Annotated in this window: 18 protein-coding genes; 8 read left to right on the top strand and 10 right to left on the bottom strand. The window is 32.5% G+C overall.

Features of this window, described 5'->3' with window-relative positions; translation table 11 throughout:
• The first annotated feature begins 98 nt into the window (after positions 1-98).
• The 5 genes from M0D21_RS10790 (at position 99) to M0D21_RS10770 (ending at position 2,975) form a co-directional block, all read left to right on the top strand.
• Positions 99-812, top strand: a complete 714-nt coding sequence (locus M0D21_RS10790) for a pirin family protein (RefSeq protein WP_248329291.1) — start codon at positions 99-101, stop codon at positions 810-812.
• A gap of 15 nt (positions 813-827) precedes the next feature.
• Positions 828-1,457 carry an NAD(P)H-dependent oxidoreductase gene (locus tag M0D21_RS10785; protein ID WP_248329289.1) on the top strand — a complete coding sequence of 210 codons (630 nt, stop codon included), beginning with the start codon at positions 828-830 and terminating at the stop codon, positions 1,455-1,457.
• A gap of 506 nt (positions 1,458-1,963) precedes the next feature.
• Positions 1,964-2,119, top strand: coding sequence for a hypothetical protein (locus tag M0D21_RS10780; RefSeq protein ID WP_248329287.1), 156 nt, complete (start codon positions 1,964-1,966; stop codon positions 2,117-2,119).
• 41 nt (positions 2,120-2,160) lie between these two features.
• Positions 2,161-2,307, top strand: coding sequence for a hypothetical protein (locus tag M0D21_RS10775; protein ID WP_248329285.1), 147 nt, complete (start codon positions 2,161-2,163; stop codon positions 2,305-2,307).
• A gap of 161 nt (positions 2,308-2,468) precedes the next feature.
• Positions 2,469-2,975, top strand: a complete 507-nt coding sequence (locus tag M0D21_RS10770; RefSeq protein WP_248329282.1) for a hypothetical protein — start codon at positions 2,469-2,471, stop codon at positions 2,973-2,975.
• On the opposite strand, the gene rimO is transcribed toward M0D21_RS10770, so the two are convergent.
• Positions 2,972-4,273 (bottom strand): 30S ribosomal protein S12 methylthiotransferase RimO, encoded by a 1,302-nt coding sequence (rimO, locus tag M0D21_RS10765; protein ID WP_248329280.1) that lies wholly within the window; start codon positions 4,271-4,273, stop codon positions 2,972-2,974. The genes M0D21_RS10770 and rimO overlap by 4 nt on opposite strands.
• 137 nt (positions 4,274-4,410) lie before the next feature.
• Here rimO and M0D21_RS10760 point away from each other — a divergent pair, with 137 nt between their 5' ends.
• A complete protein-coding gene (locus tag M0D21_RS10760; RefSeq protein WP_248329278.1) occupies positions 4,411-5,502 on the top strand; it encodes a serine hydrolase domain-containing protein in 1,092 nt (363 codons plus the stop codon).
• On the opposite strand, the gene M0D21_RS10755 is transcribed toward M0D21_RS10760, so the two are convergent.
• From M0D21_RS10755 to rpmB, 7 genes are all read right to left on the bottom strand, one after another.
• Positions 5,495-7,162: an amidase family protein gene (locus M0D21_RS10755; protein ID WP_248329276.1), complete on the bottom strand. Its 1,668-nt coding sequence runs from the start codon at positions 7,160-7,162 to the stop codon at positions 5,495-5,497. The two genes, M0D21_RS10760 and M0D21_RS10755, sit on opposite strands and share 8 nt — an antisense overlap.
• A 65-nt stretch (positions 7,163-7,227) precedes the next feature.
• Positions 7,228-8,814, bottom strand: a complete 1,587-nt coding sequence (locus tag M0D21_RS10750; protein WP_248329274.1) for a carboxypeptidase-like regulatory domain-containing protein — start codon at positions 8,812-8,814, stop codon at positions 7,228-7,230.
• 91 nt (positions 8,815-8,905) lie between these two features.
• The gene (locus M0D21_RS10745) at positions 8,906-10,510 is read right to left on the bottom strand and encodes a carboxypeptidase-like regulatory domain-containing protein (protein ID WP_248329272.1); all 1,605 of its coding nucleotides are present in this window, start codon (positions 10,508-10,510) and stop codon (positions 8,906-8,908) included.
• 329 nt (positions 10,511-10,839) lie between these two features.
• Complete coding sequence (gene ftsY / locus M0D21_RS10740) at positions 10,840-11,793, bottom strand: signal recognition particle-docking protein FtsY (RefSeq protein ID WP_248329270.1); 954 nt, start codon at positions 11,791-11,793, stop codon at positions 10,840-10,842.
• A gap of 127 nt (positions 11,794-11,920) precedes the next feature.
• Positions 11,921-12,073: a DUF4295 domain-containing protein gene (locus M0D21_RS10735; protein ID WP_248329268.1), complete on the bottom strand. Its 153-nt coding sequence runs from the start codon at positions 12,071-12,073 to the stop codon at positions 11,921-11,923.
• A 6-nt stretch (positions 12,074-12,079) separates the two neighbouring features.
• Positions 12,080-12,262 (bottom strand): 50S ribosomal protein L33, encoded by a 183-nt coding sequence (gene rpmG, locus M0D21_RS10730; protein ID WP_013070733.1) that lies wholly within the window; start codon positions 12,260-12,262, stop codon positions 12,080-12,082.
• 25 nt (positions 12,263-12,287) lie between these two features.
• Positions 12,288-12,527, bottom strand: coding sequence for a 50S ribosomal protein L28 (gene rpmB, locus M0D21_RS10725; RefSeq protein WP_109437158.1), 240 nt, complete (start codon positions 12,525-12,527; stop codon positions 12,288-12,290).
• 354 nt (positions 12,528-12,881) lie between these two features.
• Between rpmB and M0D21_RS10720 the strand changes: the two genes are divergently transcribed.
• Together M0D21_RS10720 and M0D21_RS10715 are read left to right on the top strand one after the other, a co-directional pair.
• Complete coding sequence (locus M0D21_RS10720; protein ID WP_248329266.1) at positions 12,882-13,289, top strand: DUF7793 family protein; 408 nt, start codon at positions 12,882-12,884, stop codon at positions 13,287-13,289.
• A 150-nt stretch (positions 13,290-13,439) separates the two neighbouring features.
• Positions 13,440-13,844, top strand: a complete 405-nt coding sequence (locus tag M0D21_RS10715) for a hypothetical protein (RefSeq protein ID WP_248329264.1) — start codon at positions 13,440-13,442, stop codon at positions 13,842-13,844.
• Between the two features lie 17 nt (positions 13,845-13,861).
• On the opposite strand, the gene M0D21_RS10710 is transcribed toward M0D21_RS10715, so the two are convergent.
• Positions 13,862-15,106: a competence/damage-inducible protein A gene (locus M0D21_RS10710; protein WP_248329262.1), complete on the bottom strand. Its 1,245-nt coding sequence runs from the start codon at positions 15,104-15,106 to the stop codon at positions 13,862-13,864.
• Between the two features lie 2 nt (positions 15,107-15,108).
• Positions 15,109-15,447, bottom strand: coding sequence for an Hpt domain-containing protein (locus tag M0D21_RS10705; RefSeq protein WP_248329260.1), 339 nt, complete (start codon positions 15,445-15,447; stop codon positions 15,109-15,111).
• Between the last annotated feature and the right edge of the window lie 108 nt (positions 15,448-15,555).

Below are 15,555 nucleotides of genomic sequence, written 5' to 3'. Positions count from 1 at the left end.
ATTTTGACATACCTATCTCGTATTCTAATATTTCATAATCACTATAATAGGTAGAACTTTGTTACATAATAACAAACTATATAAAGAAAGGAGTTAAAATGAAAACAACAGTTCATAAAGCAGATAGCAGAGGAAAAGCAGATCACGGTTGGTTAAGCTCACATCACTCTTTTAGTTTTGCCAATTATTACAACCCTGAGCGTATGAATTTTGGAGTACTAAGAGTATTAAATGATGATATTGTTGCGCCAGGAATGGGTTTTGGAAAACATCCTCATGATAATATGGAAATTATTTCTATTCCTTTGTCTGGTGATCTTGAACACCAAGATAGTATGGGGAACACTACTGTTATCAAACAAGGAGACATACAGGTAATGAGTGCAGGGACCGGGATTTTTCATAGTGAATACAACAAAAATAAAGATAAGGAGGTGAAATTTCTTCAAATCTGGGTGATTCCAAATAAAAAAAATGTCGCCCCTAGATATGATCAAATCACCATAGATGAAAGCAGTGCAAAAGACCAACTATTACAAATACTATCGCCAAACCCAGATGATCATGGGGTGTGGATTCATCAAAACGCATGGTTTCATTTAGGAAATTTTGCTAAAGGTCATAACGAACATTATGACCTAAAAGACAAAACAAATGGAGTTTATGTCTTTGTTCTAGAAGGAGATATCATTATCGAAAATCAAGAACTAAATAAAAGAGACGGCATAGGCATCTGGGAAGCTCCTAAATTTGACATCAAAGCTACAAGTGATTCAAAAATTTTAATCATGGAAGTTCCAATATCCATCTAAAAAAACAAAAATAATATGCAACTACTAGAAAATTTAAAATGGCGTTATGCCACAAAGAAGTTTGATTCCAATCGAAAAGTGTCTGACACAGATCTTCAAAAAATCAAAGAAGCAGTTTCTTTATCTGCTTCTTCCTATGGCCTACAGGCCTATAAGGTTTTAATCATAGAAAACGATGAGATTAGAAAACAACTACAACCTGCTTCTTGGGGGCAATCACAAATCGTTGATGCTTCGCAACTCATTGTTTTTTGTAATTATACAGAGGTGGGTCCAAATGTTATTGATGAATACCTTACGCTCAAAGCAGACACACAAAACCTTAACATTGACGATCTTAAAGGTTATGGAGATTTTATGAAATCAAAAATAGGAAGCCTTTCTCCAGAAGCCATGAAAACGTGGACAGCAAAACAAACCTATATTGGACTTGGTAACTTATTGGCTGCTTGTGCAGAATTAAAAATAGATGCCTGTCCTATGGAAGGTTTCGAAGCCGACCAGTATGACCAAATATTAGGGTTAACCGAAAAAGGGTTATCAACATCGGTAATTGCAACTATAGGGTATAGATCAGAAGAAGATGTGACCCAAAACAGTAAAAAAGTTCGAAAACCCATAGATGAACTATTTGACATCATCTAAAAAGAACTAAAAGTAAAGAAAAGAAGCCTAGTGCTTCTTTTTTTTATTTAGGCATAATTCATTCACTATACACAAATCGAATGAGTCTTCATTTTCTACTTTACAATGATATTGAATTAAACTTAAAAACCATTCGATACCGGCGTGTCAAAAATAAAATATTCTCAACAAAAAGCCATTTTTAATCAAAAAAAATCAAAAAAATATAATTTTAACCTCTTAATATTAACAAATCGTTAATAAATAGGTTTTTCTGTTAATTTCCATTTTTATCTAATTTTCAACAAAATCTCCTAAAAATTATCATTAATTCATCTTCTTCTTTATTAATGATATCACATTCTAAAAACTTCCCTTATTACCATTGAAAATAATGCATCTCCAAATACTGTTAACACCCCATGAACAAAGGCTTGATAAGGAAATCAAAGAGTTTTATATCGCTTTTTTGAATACATTTGCCCCGAATTTAAAATCAAACAAGTAAAATATAAATTGTTTCGAAAATGATCAAAAAAGTTACATTTCTATTATTACTCGGAATCTCATTAATCTCTTGTGAAAATGACTCTGTAGATGATGCAGTATTTAATGAAGAAAATAACCCAGAAGCGCCGTCTGAAATAATCGATGTATATGTCGACGATAGCAAAGGCTTATAAAACATCAAACAAAAATATCACCCAAACTAAATTTAAAAACAATGATCAAAAAAATTTCAATCTTATTAGTATTAGCTGGTTTATCATTCGCTTGTGAAGCAGAATCTTTCGATGACGCTACTTTTAATCAGGAAACTAATCCAGAAACTCCAAATAACGGAGAAGAGATATTAACTGAGACAAACTAATTAATTTGATTCTCATTTAATTTTAAAAAATAATTCTTTTTTAAGATTTATTGAATTAGCCCAAAATAAAATAAGTCAGCAAAAGAAGCCTATTCAGGCTTCTTTTTTTATGTCAAAATTTAAAATCGTATTTTAGAACTGTAACTTTTAACACAACGGTGATGAGGTCTATAGAGCGAACTTTTCTTTTATTATTATGTTTTATTGTATCACAAGGATTTGCGCAAAATGTATCTTCAGATAAATACAAAGAGTTTGATTTCTGGATAGGAGAATGGAATGTCTATAAACAAGGAACAGATTCTATTGTTGGAAAAAGCAAAATACAAAGCATTGTAGATGGAATGGTAATTAAAGAAACTTATCACTCCACTACATCCCAATATCAAGGAACCAGTTTAAACAAATACAATCCCAGAATTGATAAATGGGAACAGTTTTGGGTTGACAATAGTGGACTTTCTCTTCATATTGTCGGAAATCTTGTAAATGGAAAAATGGTTCTAGAAAACCAAATAACTTCCAAGAAAGGGACTATCTTCAACAAGATCGAATGGCAAAAAAACAATGACGGAACCGTACGTCAAACCTGGTATCAAAGTAGTGATGAAGGTACTAGCTGGAAAGCTGTATTCGATGGAGAATACAGAGTTCTTAGCAAAAATTAAACCACCTCTGCATAGAGATCGAAATCTTCGGCTTCATAAATTTTAACGGTAGTATACTCCCCTACCTTTAGGTATTGTTTTGTAGCATCGATTAATACCTCATTATCAACATCGGGAGAATCGAATTCGGTTCTTCCTACAAAGTATTGTCCTTCTTTACGATCAATCACTACCTTAAATTGCTCTCCTATTTTTTGTTGATTGAGTTCCCAAGAAATTTGAGATTGAATTTCCATAATCTCATTTGCTCTCTGCATCTTAACATCTTCTGGCACATCATCCTCAAGATTAAAAGCATGTGTGTTTTCTTCATGAGAATAGGTAAAACAACCCAAACGTTCAAAACGCATTTCCTTTACCCAGTTTTTTAGAGTTTCAAAATCTTCCTGAGTTTCTCCAGGATATCCAACGATAAGGGTAGTACGAATTGTCATTTCTGGAACGGCAGCTCTAAACTCTTTCAGCAACTTTGTCGTTTTCGCTTTAGTTGTTCCTCTTCGCATCGATTTTAGAATAGGATCTGCAATATGTTGAAGCGGAATATCAATATAGTTACAAATTTTAGGTTCTTTTTTCATAACATCAAGAACTTCCATAGGAAAACCTGTAGGAAAAGCATAATGCAAGCGAATCCACTCAATTCCATCTACCTTCACCAATTCCTTTAATAAATCTGCAAGTTTTCTTTCCTTATATAAATCTAAACCATAATATGTAAGGTCCTGAGCAATTAAAATAAGTTCTTTTACACCATCTGCAGCCAATTTCTCTGCTTCGATAACTAAATCCTCAATAGGAGTAGATTTATGTTTTCCTCGCATCAATGGTATAGCACAAAACGAACAGGGACGATCACACCCCTCGGCTATTTTTAGATATGCATAGTTCTTTGGTGTTGTAGTTAATCTCTCCCCTATCAATTCATGTTTATAATCTGCTCCTAAAGCTTTTAACAAACCTGGGAGTTCTGTAGTCCCAAAATATTGATCTACATCTGGTATTTCTTCCTGTAAATCTGGTTTATATCTTTCAGACAAACACCCTGTAACAAAAACTTTATCTACAACTCCCTCTTCCTTTTTCTGCACATATTGTAAAATAGTATTTACAGACTCCTCTTTCGCATTAGCAATAAAACCACAGGTATTAATTACAACAATATTACCTTCTTCTTCATGAACAACTTCTTTATTGTTGGCTTTTAACTGTCCCATTAACACCTCACTATCGTAAACATTTTTACTACAGCCAAGTGTAACTACGTTGATTTTATTCTTCTTTAAAGTCTTTGTTCTCATTTCGTTTAGATAAAAGGTGTGCAAAGATACAATGATTAGTTCAAGTATCGATATAAATTCAGCTTCAATATGTTAAAGATGCCATTACCTTTTAAACCTTTTGTATATTGTATAGTCCAAATCTACAAATACCCATAATGAAAAAGCTACATTTTATTATGATTAGCCTGTTATTCATCAGTATCTCATGTTCTAGTGATTCTGGTGAAAACACAGTTAATCTACCGCCCGATCTAAGTACCTTATATTTCCCTCCTGTAAACTCGAGTGATTGGGAAACTATAACAATTCAAGATCTAGGATGGAACATTGAGCAGGAACAACCTTTATACGATTTCCTAGAAAGTAAAGGAACTAAAGGTTTTATAATTTTAAAAAGCGGAAGAATTGTAGTCGAGCAATATTTCAACGGGGGTTCTGCTTCAGATAATAATCCTTGGTATTCGGCAGGAAAAACATTAACTGCCTTTACCGCAGGTATTGCACAGCAAGAAGCATTGCTTAATATTAGTGAGTCTTCTTCGACTTACTTAGGATCAGGTTGGGCAAATATCACCCTAGAACAAGAAACCAACATCTCAGTCTTTCACCATTTAACCATGAGCACTGGTTTAGATTATAATGTTACAAATCAAAATTGTACTGATAGTAATTGTTTAACCTATTTAAATAACCCAGGTGATTTTTGGTACTATCATAATGCTCCCTATACTTTATTAACTGACATTATTTCTGGAGCCACAAACAGATCTTATAATGATTATTTTAATGAAAAAGTAAGAGACCCTATCGGCATGGATGGCACTTGGATACGTTTGGGCTTTGCAAACATATATTATAGTACTGCGCGGAGTATGGCACGTTTTGGACTATTAACTTTAAACAAGGGTACTTGGGATACCACTACCATACTCACTGATACTTCATATTTTACTAAAATGACTACCCCCTCACAAGAATTGAATCCTGCCTATGGCTACCTATGGTGGCTTAATGGAAAAACCAGTTTTAGAGCACCTGCTTCTGAAATTGAATTTAATGGCGAATTGATCCCTAATGCTCCAGATGACCTTATAGCAGGATTAGGTAAAGATGACCAAAAGTTATATGTGGTTCCAAGCGAAGACTTGGTAATCGTGAGGATGGGAGATAATGCTGGAGAAGCCCTTTTAGGCCCCTCCAGTTTTGATAATGATCTTTGGGAACAATTAAACCTCTTTATTAATTAACATATTTTGAAGGAAGTTTTCGCTCCTTTGTAGCCTGCTCATAGGCATAACCTAATTGCAAGAGTTTGGCTTCAGAAAATGCTTTTGCGATAAAAGTTAATCCCTTAGGTTCACCTTTATCGTCGTATCCCATTGGGACTGTTAACGCAGGATATTTGGCCACTGCCGCATATCCAGCATGATAATTATTTATAGATAATACAGCATCAAGATTATGTTTATCTATATGTTCATCAAAATATGCTCTTGATGTTGTTTCTAGTTGTTCTTTTATCGTATCTAGTTCTGCCGTGGTTGTACTATCGCTTAAAATGCCTTCGAACAATTGTTGACCATAAGGTACTCTAAGTGTAGTATCTTGTTTATTAAAACTCACTGCATCTGCTATATTTTTTATAGACACTTCACTTCCCGCTTGAGAAGCTAAATAGGCAGGTAGATCATTTTTCATATCTATATTTAAAATACTTAAAAAACCTGGAAGCGGAGTTTGTTTTGGTTCAAGCTCAAAGATTTCTGCTCCTTCTTTTTTAATTTTTTCTATGGCGATATTATATATAGAATCTTCCAAAAACTCTTTAATCACACCAAATCTTTTTCCTTTTAATGTTTGTCCTTCAATTCCTTTTACATAATCTATATTAGTCTCAACAGAGGCACTATCACTAGCGTCTTTACCTATAACCGCATTTAACACTATAGCATTATCAATTACATTTTTTGTCATGGGTCCCGGAGTATCAAGCGTACTAGAAATTGGCACAATACCTGTTCTACTTAACACCCCAATAGTAGGTTTAAGGCCAACAACCGAATTCTGACTAGAAGGCGATAATATAGATCCACTAGTTTCTGTACCTATTGCCGCAACACAATAATTTGCAGCTACTGTCACACCACTTCCAGAACTAGAGCCACCAGATTCAAAAACTAATCTCCCATATGGATTTATGGTTTGCCCTCCCACTGCACTATATCCCACAGGACACCCTGAGCACAAAAAATAGGCCCATTCACTTAAATTTGCTTTCCCTAGAATAAGTGCATTCTTATCTAATAATTTTTGTGTGATGTAGGCATTACCTGTCTTATTATGCTGCAATGCAATTGCTCCTGCAGTAGTATTCATGCCCACGGTATTGATATTATCCTTGAGTAAAATTGGCATTCCATACACCGAAAATATGTCTATTTTAGATTTATCTGTTTTATCCAATGCTCTAGCTTGTTCTACCACTTTAGGGTTAAGAGAGATCACCCCATTTAAAGATAGTCCATTATCACTCTCATATTTTCTAATTCGATAAATGTAAAATTTAGTAAGTTCTTCATAAGAAAGTTGCCCAGCTTTAACACTTTTCTGAAGTGTAGGAATATCTTTTTCAAGGATTAAGTCTTTAAGACGATTATAATCTTCGGGAGCAAAATAATCCAATTCAGGCTCCAAAGATTCCCAAATGCTGTTTTTATCAAGTACTTTAGAATTGACCAGTTTAAGATGCATTCTGGATTGCTCTAATTTTTGAGTTGCTTCAATGTCCTCAGACTCATCATAAGTTTGCCAGGTTACTTTTGGTTGTTTTTCTTCAACTATTTGTTTTTCTTTTTTACAAGACAGGAAAGCTAAGAATAGCAAAGTGACGAGAATAAGATTTTTCATTATGATTTACTTTTTATGTTTGTGTTTAGTTTACGCCTTTAAATGTAGCTCTAATATGATACTGATCAATGCTTTTTATTTTTTTTTAACGGTGTATTGATCCAATATAAATGTTTATCGTTAAACTCATTTATTTCTGAAGACGAAAGAGGAGCTTGCTTATCTACCACTTTAAATCTAGGCTCAAGTCTACTTTCTGTAAAAACTTCCTGAACAAATATTTCTCGATATTGATTTAGGGCTAGTTTTGGAGCTTCATTCAATACATTCCCTTTAGTATCGGTTATTCCTTTCATCAATAGCTTTATATTCTTCGACAAACCTTCTGCGTTAAGGTTAGGTATTTTTTGCATTTGGTTCTTATTTACCTTTATTCTAATATGTCTACTAAAAAGTAAAACATCTTCAATGTCAATTTTCTGTTCCTCATAACTCAATTTTATCTTTTTTCTTCTTGTTTTAATCGACAATCGATCAAAGTCCTTATTAAAAACAACGTCAAAAGAACTATTGTTTACATTATAAATGATCTCTTCAATTGCAAAAGAAGGATCACCATATATCTCAAACCTATTATTAAAAGTGATATAATTTAAATACATTTTTTCTCCATTCTTTTTATATTCTATATTCACTGCATACAAAGGAAATTCGTTTTTGCTCCCATACAAACCATAACTTAATTTATGAATGGCATAATCCTCTTTTGAAATGTATATTTTTCCCTTACCACGGTAAGTAGACTTAGTAATATCCTTGTATGAATAAAAGTCTATTTCATAAAGAGCAATATCATCCAGATAATTAACCTTATTAAGTTTAAAACGATGATTTTTTACAAAATCTAATTTTAAACTCTCCACAAAAGAAAAAGAGCGTTTATTATAATTTCGCACCGCATCAGTAAGTGTTAAAAGGTTAAGCTCATTACCACCAAGCGGGGGAATAACAACATCTTTGAGGTATTTTTTCTTATAATTATCATAAGGCACCGTAAACAAACTATCTCTAGCAAAATCTTCATTTCTTAAATAACTATACAAGACTGTTTGATTGTCATCATTATCGAGATGATCTGTATCAAAACCAGCATCAAAAACATGAAGAATACTTTCGTTAAGGTTAATATATTCAGGATATATTTCTTGATCTGTATTCAATACATATGAACTATCTATTGGTTGTTGATAGTCTCTGTAATAAGCTATATACGAAAATGGAGTTTGTGAATAGTTTTCTTTGATACTCGCTATTGCTTTTTTTACTATTCTTTTTGCAGAGAGTTGTCTTTTTTTCTTCTTAGATCTTAAAACTACCGTAGCCAACTTATCGATACTAGGTTGTAAATAAATCAGATTTAAAGTATTTGGTTTTAAGTCTGAGATATACACCTCTTTTATTTCATAGCCTATAGAAGACAGAATTATTTTCTGTGAAGAATTTAAATTACCTGGAAGCCTAAACTGTCCTTTATCATCGGCTATGGTACCTCTATTAGTTCCAAAAAGTTTAACCGTAGAATAAAAAACCGGGGCTCCCGAATCTGCCCTAATAACTTTACAAACAATTTCTCCCCCAGTATCTTGCGTGTAAGCACCAGGCAAAAAACAGAGTGTTAGGCATATGATGGCAAGGAACAATTTATTTGCCATGAGTACTATTTTTGATTCTTACTTGAAAATATAAAAAAAGGCATTTAGATTATTCCTAAACGCCTCTTTTTTAACTCTTTTGTAACAATGATTAATCATCTCCACGCCTTAAAGGTGTATTCACCCAGTACTTATTCTTTTCTTCAAAAACATTGATTTCAGAATCCGAGAGAGGTGCGTATTTATTCATTAACTTCATGCTTTTGTCTACAGTTTTACCAGGAAACACCTCTTGTACAAATATTTCTCTATATTGATTTACAGTTACGTTAGGTATTTTATCAATACCATTACCATCTATATCTTTGATATTTTTTATATACAATCTAAGATCTCGTGACAAAGTTTGTTTATTAAAATCTGGAGACCCTAATACCTGTTTTTTATCAATCTGTACTCTAACATAATCATCAAAAACCTGAACATCATTCACCTTAATTTTATCTTGTTTATAAGTATAGGTTACTTTATACTTACTTTTTGAGGATGCCGACTTTTTATCGTATGGCCTATTGAAGTAGATATCAAAAAACAAATTTTCTTCATCCAATACACGGGTTTTAGTTTTGAAATAATGATCGCTATTGGCCTGAAATCTATTATTAAAAGTGAGATAATTCAAATACATTTTGTCATTGACCGAAACATATTCTAGAGTTACCCCATATAGAGGATTTTTATTAATCTCCTTATCTTTTTCAAACATTTCATAAGTAAATTTATGAATCGCAAAGTTTTCTTTTGCAATAAAAATAGAGCCTTTACCATAGTGATTTACACCTGCCACTTCGGCTTCAGTTAAAAAACCTATTTCATATATCTTCATATCATCTAGATATCGAATTCCTTTAAGATCAAAAAAATGGTTTTCCATGAAATTCTTATCCAACATATCTACAAAAGAGAATGTTACCTTATTGTGATTACGTATCACATTGGTAATATTCATAACACTAAGCTCATTACCTCCTAATGGAGAAATAGTTACATCCTTAAGGTATTTTTCTTTTTTGTTATCATACGGAATAGCTAGTGTACTATCCTGAATAAAGGTCGCATTACGATCATAGCTATATAATAATGTCTGATTTTTTTCATCTGCAAAATAATCGGTACCAAAACCTGCATCATACACCTCTATTATACCTTCATTAAGATTAACATATTGAATACTTTCTAAACCTTTATACAATTCTGCATAACTTTCGTCTACAGGTTGCTGATAATCTCGATAATAACCAATATAGGAATATGGACTCTGAGGGTAGTTATCTGGTATTTTTCTTAGTGCTTTTTTTATTATTTCCTCCGCAGATAATCTCGGTTCCTTTTTTTTCTTCACTACTAAAGCAACAGCATCTAGTTCTTCTATTTTGGAAGTAAGATAGATGATATTAATTTCGCTTTTTTTGAGGTTTTTTATTGGTATCTCTTTGGTTTCAAAACCGATAGAAGAAATTTTAATTTTTTCTGAGCCATCTAAATGCAACGGAAGTCTAAATTCTCCCTTATCATCAGATATCATCCCTTGATTTGTACCCAAAAATTTAATAGTTGCGTATAGCACAGGTTGTTTCGACCCCTGTTCTAGCACTCTACAAAGAAGTTGATCTGCACTAGTGCCTGTTTGCCCTTGAATGTCTTTACAAAAGGCTAGAAAAAAAATTATAGTGAAAAGAATTATTTTTTTTATCATGCTTGATTCCTCTAATATTATCGTTTTGTTATATAGTATCTAACCTCTACTATAATGTGTCGTAGTAAGGCAAAATGTTACCCTTATTTCATCCTTTTTTATTTCTATAACGTCTAATCAAAAATACAAGATTCATTTTATTCATCGCTTGATCCTTATGCTATTATATAATGCGGTAGACATTTTAGTTTATATAGTTAAGTATCCTTTTGAAGTTTTAAAGTGCCTAACCGTTTTATTTTATTAATTTAAGGAGAAAGCATACTAATAAAGTAAACAAAAAAGGTCCTGAGAAACTTCTCAGGACCATAAATGAAATATCGTCATATTTATTTAAAAAACGAATCTACAAATTCGTATTTATTAAACACTTGTAAATCTTCTATTCCTTCTCCTACACCGATATATTTTACCGGAATTTGAAACTGATCACTAATACCTATCACTACCCCTCCTTTTGCTGTACCATCTAACTTGGTAACCGCCAAAGAATTCACTTCGGTAGCTGCAGTAAATTGTTTCGCCTGTTCGAAAGCATTTTGGCCAGTAGAACCATCTAGTACAAGTAACACATCATGAGGAGCATCTTCTACTACCTTTTGCATCACTCTTTTTACTTTGGTTAACTCATTCATTAAATTAACCTTGTTATGCAATCTTCCTGCAGTATCAATAATGATAACATCTGCATCTTGATGTACTCCAGATTGTAAAGTATCAAAGGCTACTGACGCGGGGTCGCTTCCCATAGCTTGTTTCACGATAGGAATATCAACACGATCTGCCCATACCTGAAGCTGATCTATAGCAGCTGCTCTAAAAGTATCTGCCGCCCCTAACACAACTTTAAGACCTTTTTTCTTAAACTGATATGCTAATTTACCAATAGTAGTAGTTTTTCCCACTCCATTCACTCCCACTACCATTAGGATATACGGTTTCTTGTTTTGAGGAATTTCAAAATCTATTGCTTCTCCAACGTTAGTTTCAGAAAGTAAACCTGCTATTTCTTCCCTAAGTATTTTATTTAGTTCATCAGTACCTAAATACTTATCTTTTGCTACTCGATCTTCAATTCTTTCAATAATTTTTATCGTGGTTTTCACGCCAACATCACTAGTAACCAAAACTTCTTCGAGTTCATCCAAGACATCATCATCTACTTTAGACTTACCTGCAACAGCTTTGCTAAGTTTAGAAAAAAAACTTGTTTTCGTCTTTTCTAAACCTTTATCTAGTGTTTCTTTTTTTTCTGAAGAAAATATATTTTTAAAAAGCGCCATTGTTATTTTCGATATAAGTAAAATTTAAAAAATCTAACAATTACCATTAGACTATCTAAATATAAAAAGAAAGAGCCATTTCAATACTATTGAAACGGCTTCTTTTAAATATCTTTTTACAGGAAATTTACTTTTGCTTTAAAAAGTCATTTACCAACTCTGGTGACATAATTGATTCAACAAAAGTATACGCTCCAGTTTTAGGAGACTTTACCATTTTTATGGCCTTAGTTAATCTTTTTGAACCTGTCTGTAACGATGCTACTGATTTCTTTGCCATGTCTTATTATTTTATTTCTTTATGAACAGTCATTTTCTTAAGAATAGGATTAAATTTCTTTAATTCCATTCTATCTGGAGTGTTCTTTTTATTTTTTGTAGTTATATATCTTGATGTACCTGGCTGACCAGAAGCTTTGTGCTCTGTACACTCTAAGATTACCTGAACTCTATTACCTTTCTTCGCCATTTGTAGTAACTTTTATAAAAGGAGATTATTTATTAAAAAAACCTTTTTCTCTTGCTTCCTTTAATACAGCAGAGATTCCATTTTTATTTATATTTTTTAACGCTGCAGTAGACACTTTAAGTGTAATCCAGCGGTCTTCTTCTGGAATATAAAAACGCTTTTTAATCAAATTTGCATTAAATTTACGTTTTGTTTTATTCATCGCGTGAGAAACGTTGTTTCCTACCATTGCTTTTTTTCCTGTAAGCTCGCAAACTCTAGACATCTCTTCTTAATTTTGGTGTTATTTCAAAACAGGGTGCAAAGTAACGAATAATTTCTCGAACAGCCAATAATAGTTTTTAAAAATTTTCTCATTTATTAAAGTTTTTTTAACCTTGTTTTTATTGCATTAAAAACCAAGGGTTTTCCTATTTCTTAAAAAACAAAATGATCTCATTTATTAAAGCATTAGAATGACCAAGCAAATATAACACTAAGCTACTCATTACAGCCTAAAAACAAGCTATAATTAATGAGCTCCTTGCTACAATAAAACATTTGAAACTTTTAAAAGTTGGTTTATTGCTATGGTGTAATGTATATTTATAAGGTAAACACATTTAATTTAAACCTAAAAATGCTTGATAACATAGAACATAAGCTCATCAAGAAACATACTGTAGTCAATATTGGCTCTTTTTATTATTATGAGAACTTTATGATTTCTGAAATTGAAGAAGGTGTAGTTATCGATCTGGAGATGGTAATGCAGGTTACTGACATGTACACCAAAAAATATTATGGCAGACACAAACCATTTGTATATATAGCAAACAGAATTAATTCATATTCGCTAAACCCCACCGTACATTTTGAAACTGCTAAAATTTTACCAAACACAAAAGGTTATGCTATTGTCACTTATAGTAAAATGAATGCTGAAATAGCGAATATAGAACGTCCTTTTCTTAAAATCCCAATACAAATCTTTTACAATATGGAAGAAGCAATCAAATGGGCCGAAGATTTAATAGTTCATGATTAAAATCTTTTTAAGACTCATTAATTTTATAAAAAACCAGTTTTTTGAGCTTTAAACTATATAATTTATATGTTTAAAACATGCTCACTAGTGCCTCTTATTATGGTTTTAATTATTATTGTTTATTTTAGAAAGATCAAACAGTTTTTTTAAATGATTAAAAATATTAATACCCCTCTTTTAAATAAACATGAAATTGATATTGGCTGGTTTTACTTTTACGAAAACTTTGTTATCGGAAATGTCAATGAAGGATTGGATCTTAATTTTGATAGTGGTAAAAAACTCTACGAATTAATTCAGTTTTATTACAAAGACCAAATACCATTCACGTATATTTCTCAACGAATTAATTCTTATTCTTTTAAACCAACAAGAATTTATGGAGCCGAAGATTACTTTCCTAATCTTAAAGGTTACGCAATTGTAATTTATGATCCGGTTAATTATAAAGTTGCAAAGTTAGAAGAGACTTTCACGGCAATGCCCACCTATATAACAAACGATTTAGAAGATGCTATTGATTGGTCTAACAACATAATTTCAATAAAAGAATAGAAAAGTACAATTAGTACCTATTTCCCAAGCTCGTTTAACAAGAGTTCTAAGGATTTATTTACGGCTTTACCGATAGTTCTCTCTCTGCCATTTCCAAATTCATACTTTTTGGAAAAAATTCTTTCAGGGGTGGCAATAGCAATAAATACTGTTCCTACCTCTACATCACCATCTCCTTTATCGGGACCAGCATTTCCTGTTGTTGCGATAGCATAATCGGAATTAAACTTTTCTTTAACTGTTTGAGCCATTGCTTCAGCAACCTCTAAACTAGTTACAGTATATTCTTGTATAAGTTCTGCTGGAACTCCAAGTACATCTATCTTAGATTGGGTTGCATACGTAACTGCCCCTCCACTAAAATATTTGGAAGCTCCAGAATTTGCAGTAAAAATTTGAGCTATCGTACCTCCAGTGCAACTTTCTGCAACCGCTAAAGTCTTCTTTTTGTACTTCAACAAATTACCAATTCTCATCTCTATCGTCTCTCCCTCATCATAACCCACAATAATATCACCTATAAGGAGTTTGAGTTTAGAAATTCTTTCTTCTATAGTATCCTGTAACAGTTTTTTATCTCTTCCTCTAGCGGAAACACGAAGTCTCACTCTTCCAAGATTTGGTAAATACGCGAGTTTTAAAAATGGAGGTAAACTATCTTCCCATTCTTCAATTCTTGCCGCAATGGCACTTTCGCCTAAACCGTAGGTATGAATGGTCTTATGAATAATAAAAGGGCGTTCAAATCTTTTCTGTAATCTGGGAATAACCTCATTTTTCATTAATCCCCTCATCTCAAACGGAACACCAGGCATAGACACAAACACCTTACCATCCTGTTCTATCCACATTCCGGGGGCCGTACCATATTGATTCATCAAAACTGTGGATTTACTTGGCACCAAGGCTTGTTGTCTATTTACATCTGAAATTGGTGTAGAAATGTACTTTGCAAATAAAGCCTCTACATGAGCCAGCACTTCCTCATTTTCAATTAATGTATCATTAAAATACTCACAAATCGTATGCTTGGTAACATCATCTTTTGTAGGGCCTAATCCTCCTGTAATAAGAATTATATCTGCTCTATTTTTAGCCTCATCGATAGCATTAAGAATATGCTGATGATCATCACTAATAGATGTAATCTGGTAAACATCGATTCCAATTTTATTCAATTCTTTTCCCATGAAAGCAGAATTAGAATCGACAATCTGACCTATTAGAATTTCGTCTCCAATAGTAATAATTTCGGCTAACATACTTATGAGAAATCCACCTTTAATTCTTCAATAGCACCATTTACGGTCAATACAATATGATCTAAAACTGTTTGAATTTCTTCTTTACTCTTTTTTGTTTTAGACCAAGCTTCTATCTGTTTAATTTGAGCCAACAAATCGATATCGAACAATTGAAGATTTGGCTTCATTTTATGAGCATATTGATAAGCCATTTCAGGATTATCAGCATCAACAGCCTGGACCATGTTCTCCAAATCTGGCGGAATCTCTTCTAAGAAAGTTTGTACCAATACGGCTATAAATTCATCATCGCCACCAGATAACTCATTTACATTTTTCAAGCTATATCCTTTGCTCATTTATTTTATTTTTGATTCAAAAATTGTCAATAACAGAACCCGTAATACAAGAATCGGTTCAAATTCTTCTGGGTTTATGTGTAAATATAATATCTCCTTCCTACAAAC

This window comes from Aquimarina acroporae, from assembly GCF_023195925.1.
GTDB lineage: Bacteria > Bacteroidota > Bacteroidia > Flavobacteriales > Flavobacteriaceae > Aquimarina > Aquimarina acroporae.
This window is presented reverse-complemented; position numbering and strand designations above follow the sequence as displayed.

What these genes read in the sequence shown, in the direction of transcription:
- M0D21_RS10790 (WP_248329291.1), top strand. Translation starts at nt 99, where the DNA reads ATGAAAACAACAGTTCATAAAGCAGATAGCAGAGGAAAAGCAGATCAC.
- M0D21_RS10785 (WP_248329289.1), top strand. Translation starts at nt 828, where the DNA reads ATGCAACTACTAGAAAATTTAAAATGGCGTTATGCCACAAAGAAGTTT.
- M0D21_RS10780 (WP_248329287.1), top strand. Translation starts at nt 1,964, where the DNA reads ATGATCAAAAAAGTTACATTTCTATTATTACTCGGAATCTCATTAATC.
- M0D21_RS10775 (WP_248329285.1), top strand. Translation starts at nt 2,161, where the DNA reads ATGATCAAAAAAATTTCAATCTTATTAGTATTAGCTGGTTTATCATTC.
- M0D21_RS10770 (WP_248329282.1), top strand. Translation starts at nt 2,469, where the DNA reads ATGAGGTCTATAGAGCGAACTTTTCTTTTATTATTATGTTTTATTGTA.
- rimO (WP_248329280.1), bottom strand. Translation starts at nt 4,273, where the DNA reads ATGAGAACAAAGACTTTAAAGAAGAATAAAATCAACGTAGTTACACTT.
- M0D21_RS10760 (WP_248329278.1), top strand. Translation starts at nt 4,411, where the DNA reads ATGAAAAAGCTACATTTTATTATGATTAGCCTGTTATTCATCAGTATC.
- M0D21_RS10755 (WP_248329276.1), bottom strand. Translation starts at nt 7,162, where the DNA reads ATGAAAAATCTTATTCTCGTCACTTTGCTATTCTTAGCTTTCCTGTCT.
- M0D21_RS10750 (WP_248329274.1), bottom strand. Translation starts at nt 8,814, where the DNA reads ATGGCAAATAAATTGTTCCTTGCCATCATATGCCTAACACTCTGTTTT.
- M0D21_RS10745 (WP_248329272.1), bottom strand. Translation starts at nt 10,510, where the DNA reads ATGATAAAAAAAATAATTCTTTTCACTATAATTTTTTTTCTAGCCTTT.
- ftsY (WP_248329270.1), bottom strand. Translation starts at nt 11,793, where the DNA reads ATGGCGCTTTTTAAAAATATATTTTCTTCAGAAAAAAAAGAAACACTA.
- M0D21_RS10735 (WP_248329268.1), bottom strand. Translation starts at nt 12,073, where the DNA reads ATGGCAAAGAAATCAGTAGCATCGTTACAGACAGGTTCAAAAAGATTA.
- rpmG (WP_013070733.1), bottom strand. Translation starts at nt 12,262, where the DNA reads ATGGCGAAGAAAGGTAATAGAGTTCAGGTAATCTTAGAGTGTACAGAG.
- rpmB (WP_109437158.1), bottom strand. Translation starts at nt 12,527, where the DNA reads ATGTCTAGAGTTTGCGAGCTTACAGGAAAAAAAGCAATGGTAGGAAAC.
- M0D21_RS10720 (WP_248329266.1), top strand. Translation starts at nt 12,882, where the DNA reads ATGCTTGATAACATAGAACATAAGCTCATCAAGAAACATACTGTAGTC.
- M0D21_RS10715 (WP_248329264.1), top strand. Translation starts at nt 13,440, where the DNA reads ATGATTAAAAATATTAATACCCCTCTTTTAAATAAACATGAAATTGAT.
- M0D21_RS10710 (WP_248329262.1), bottom strand. Translation starts at nt 15,106, where the DNA reads ATGTTAGCCGAAATTATTACTATTGGAGACGAAATTCTAATAGGTCAG.
- M0D21_RS10705 (WP_248329260.1), bottom strand. Translation starts at nt 15,447, where the DNA reads ATGAGCAAAGGATATAGCTTGAAAAATGTAAATGAGTTATCTGGTGGC.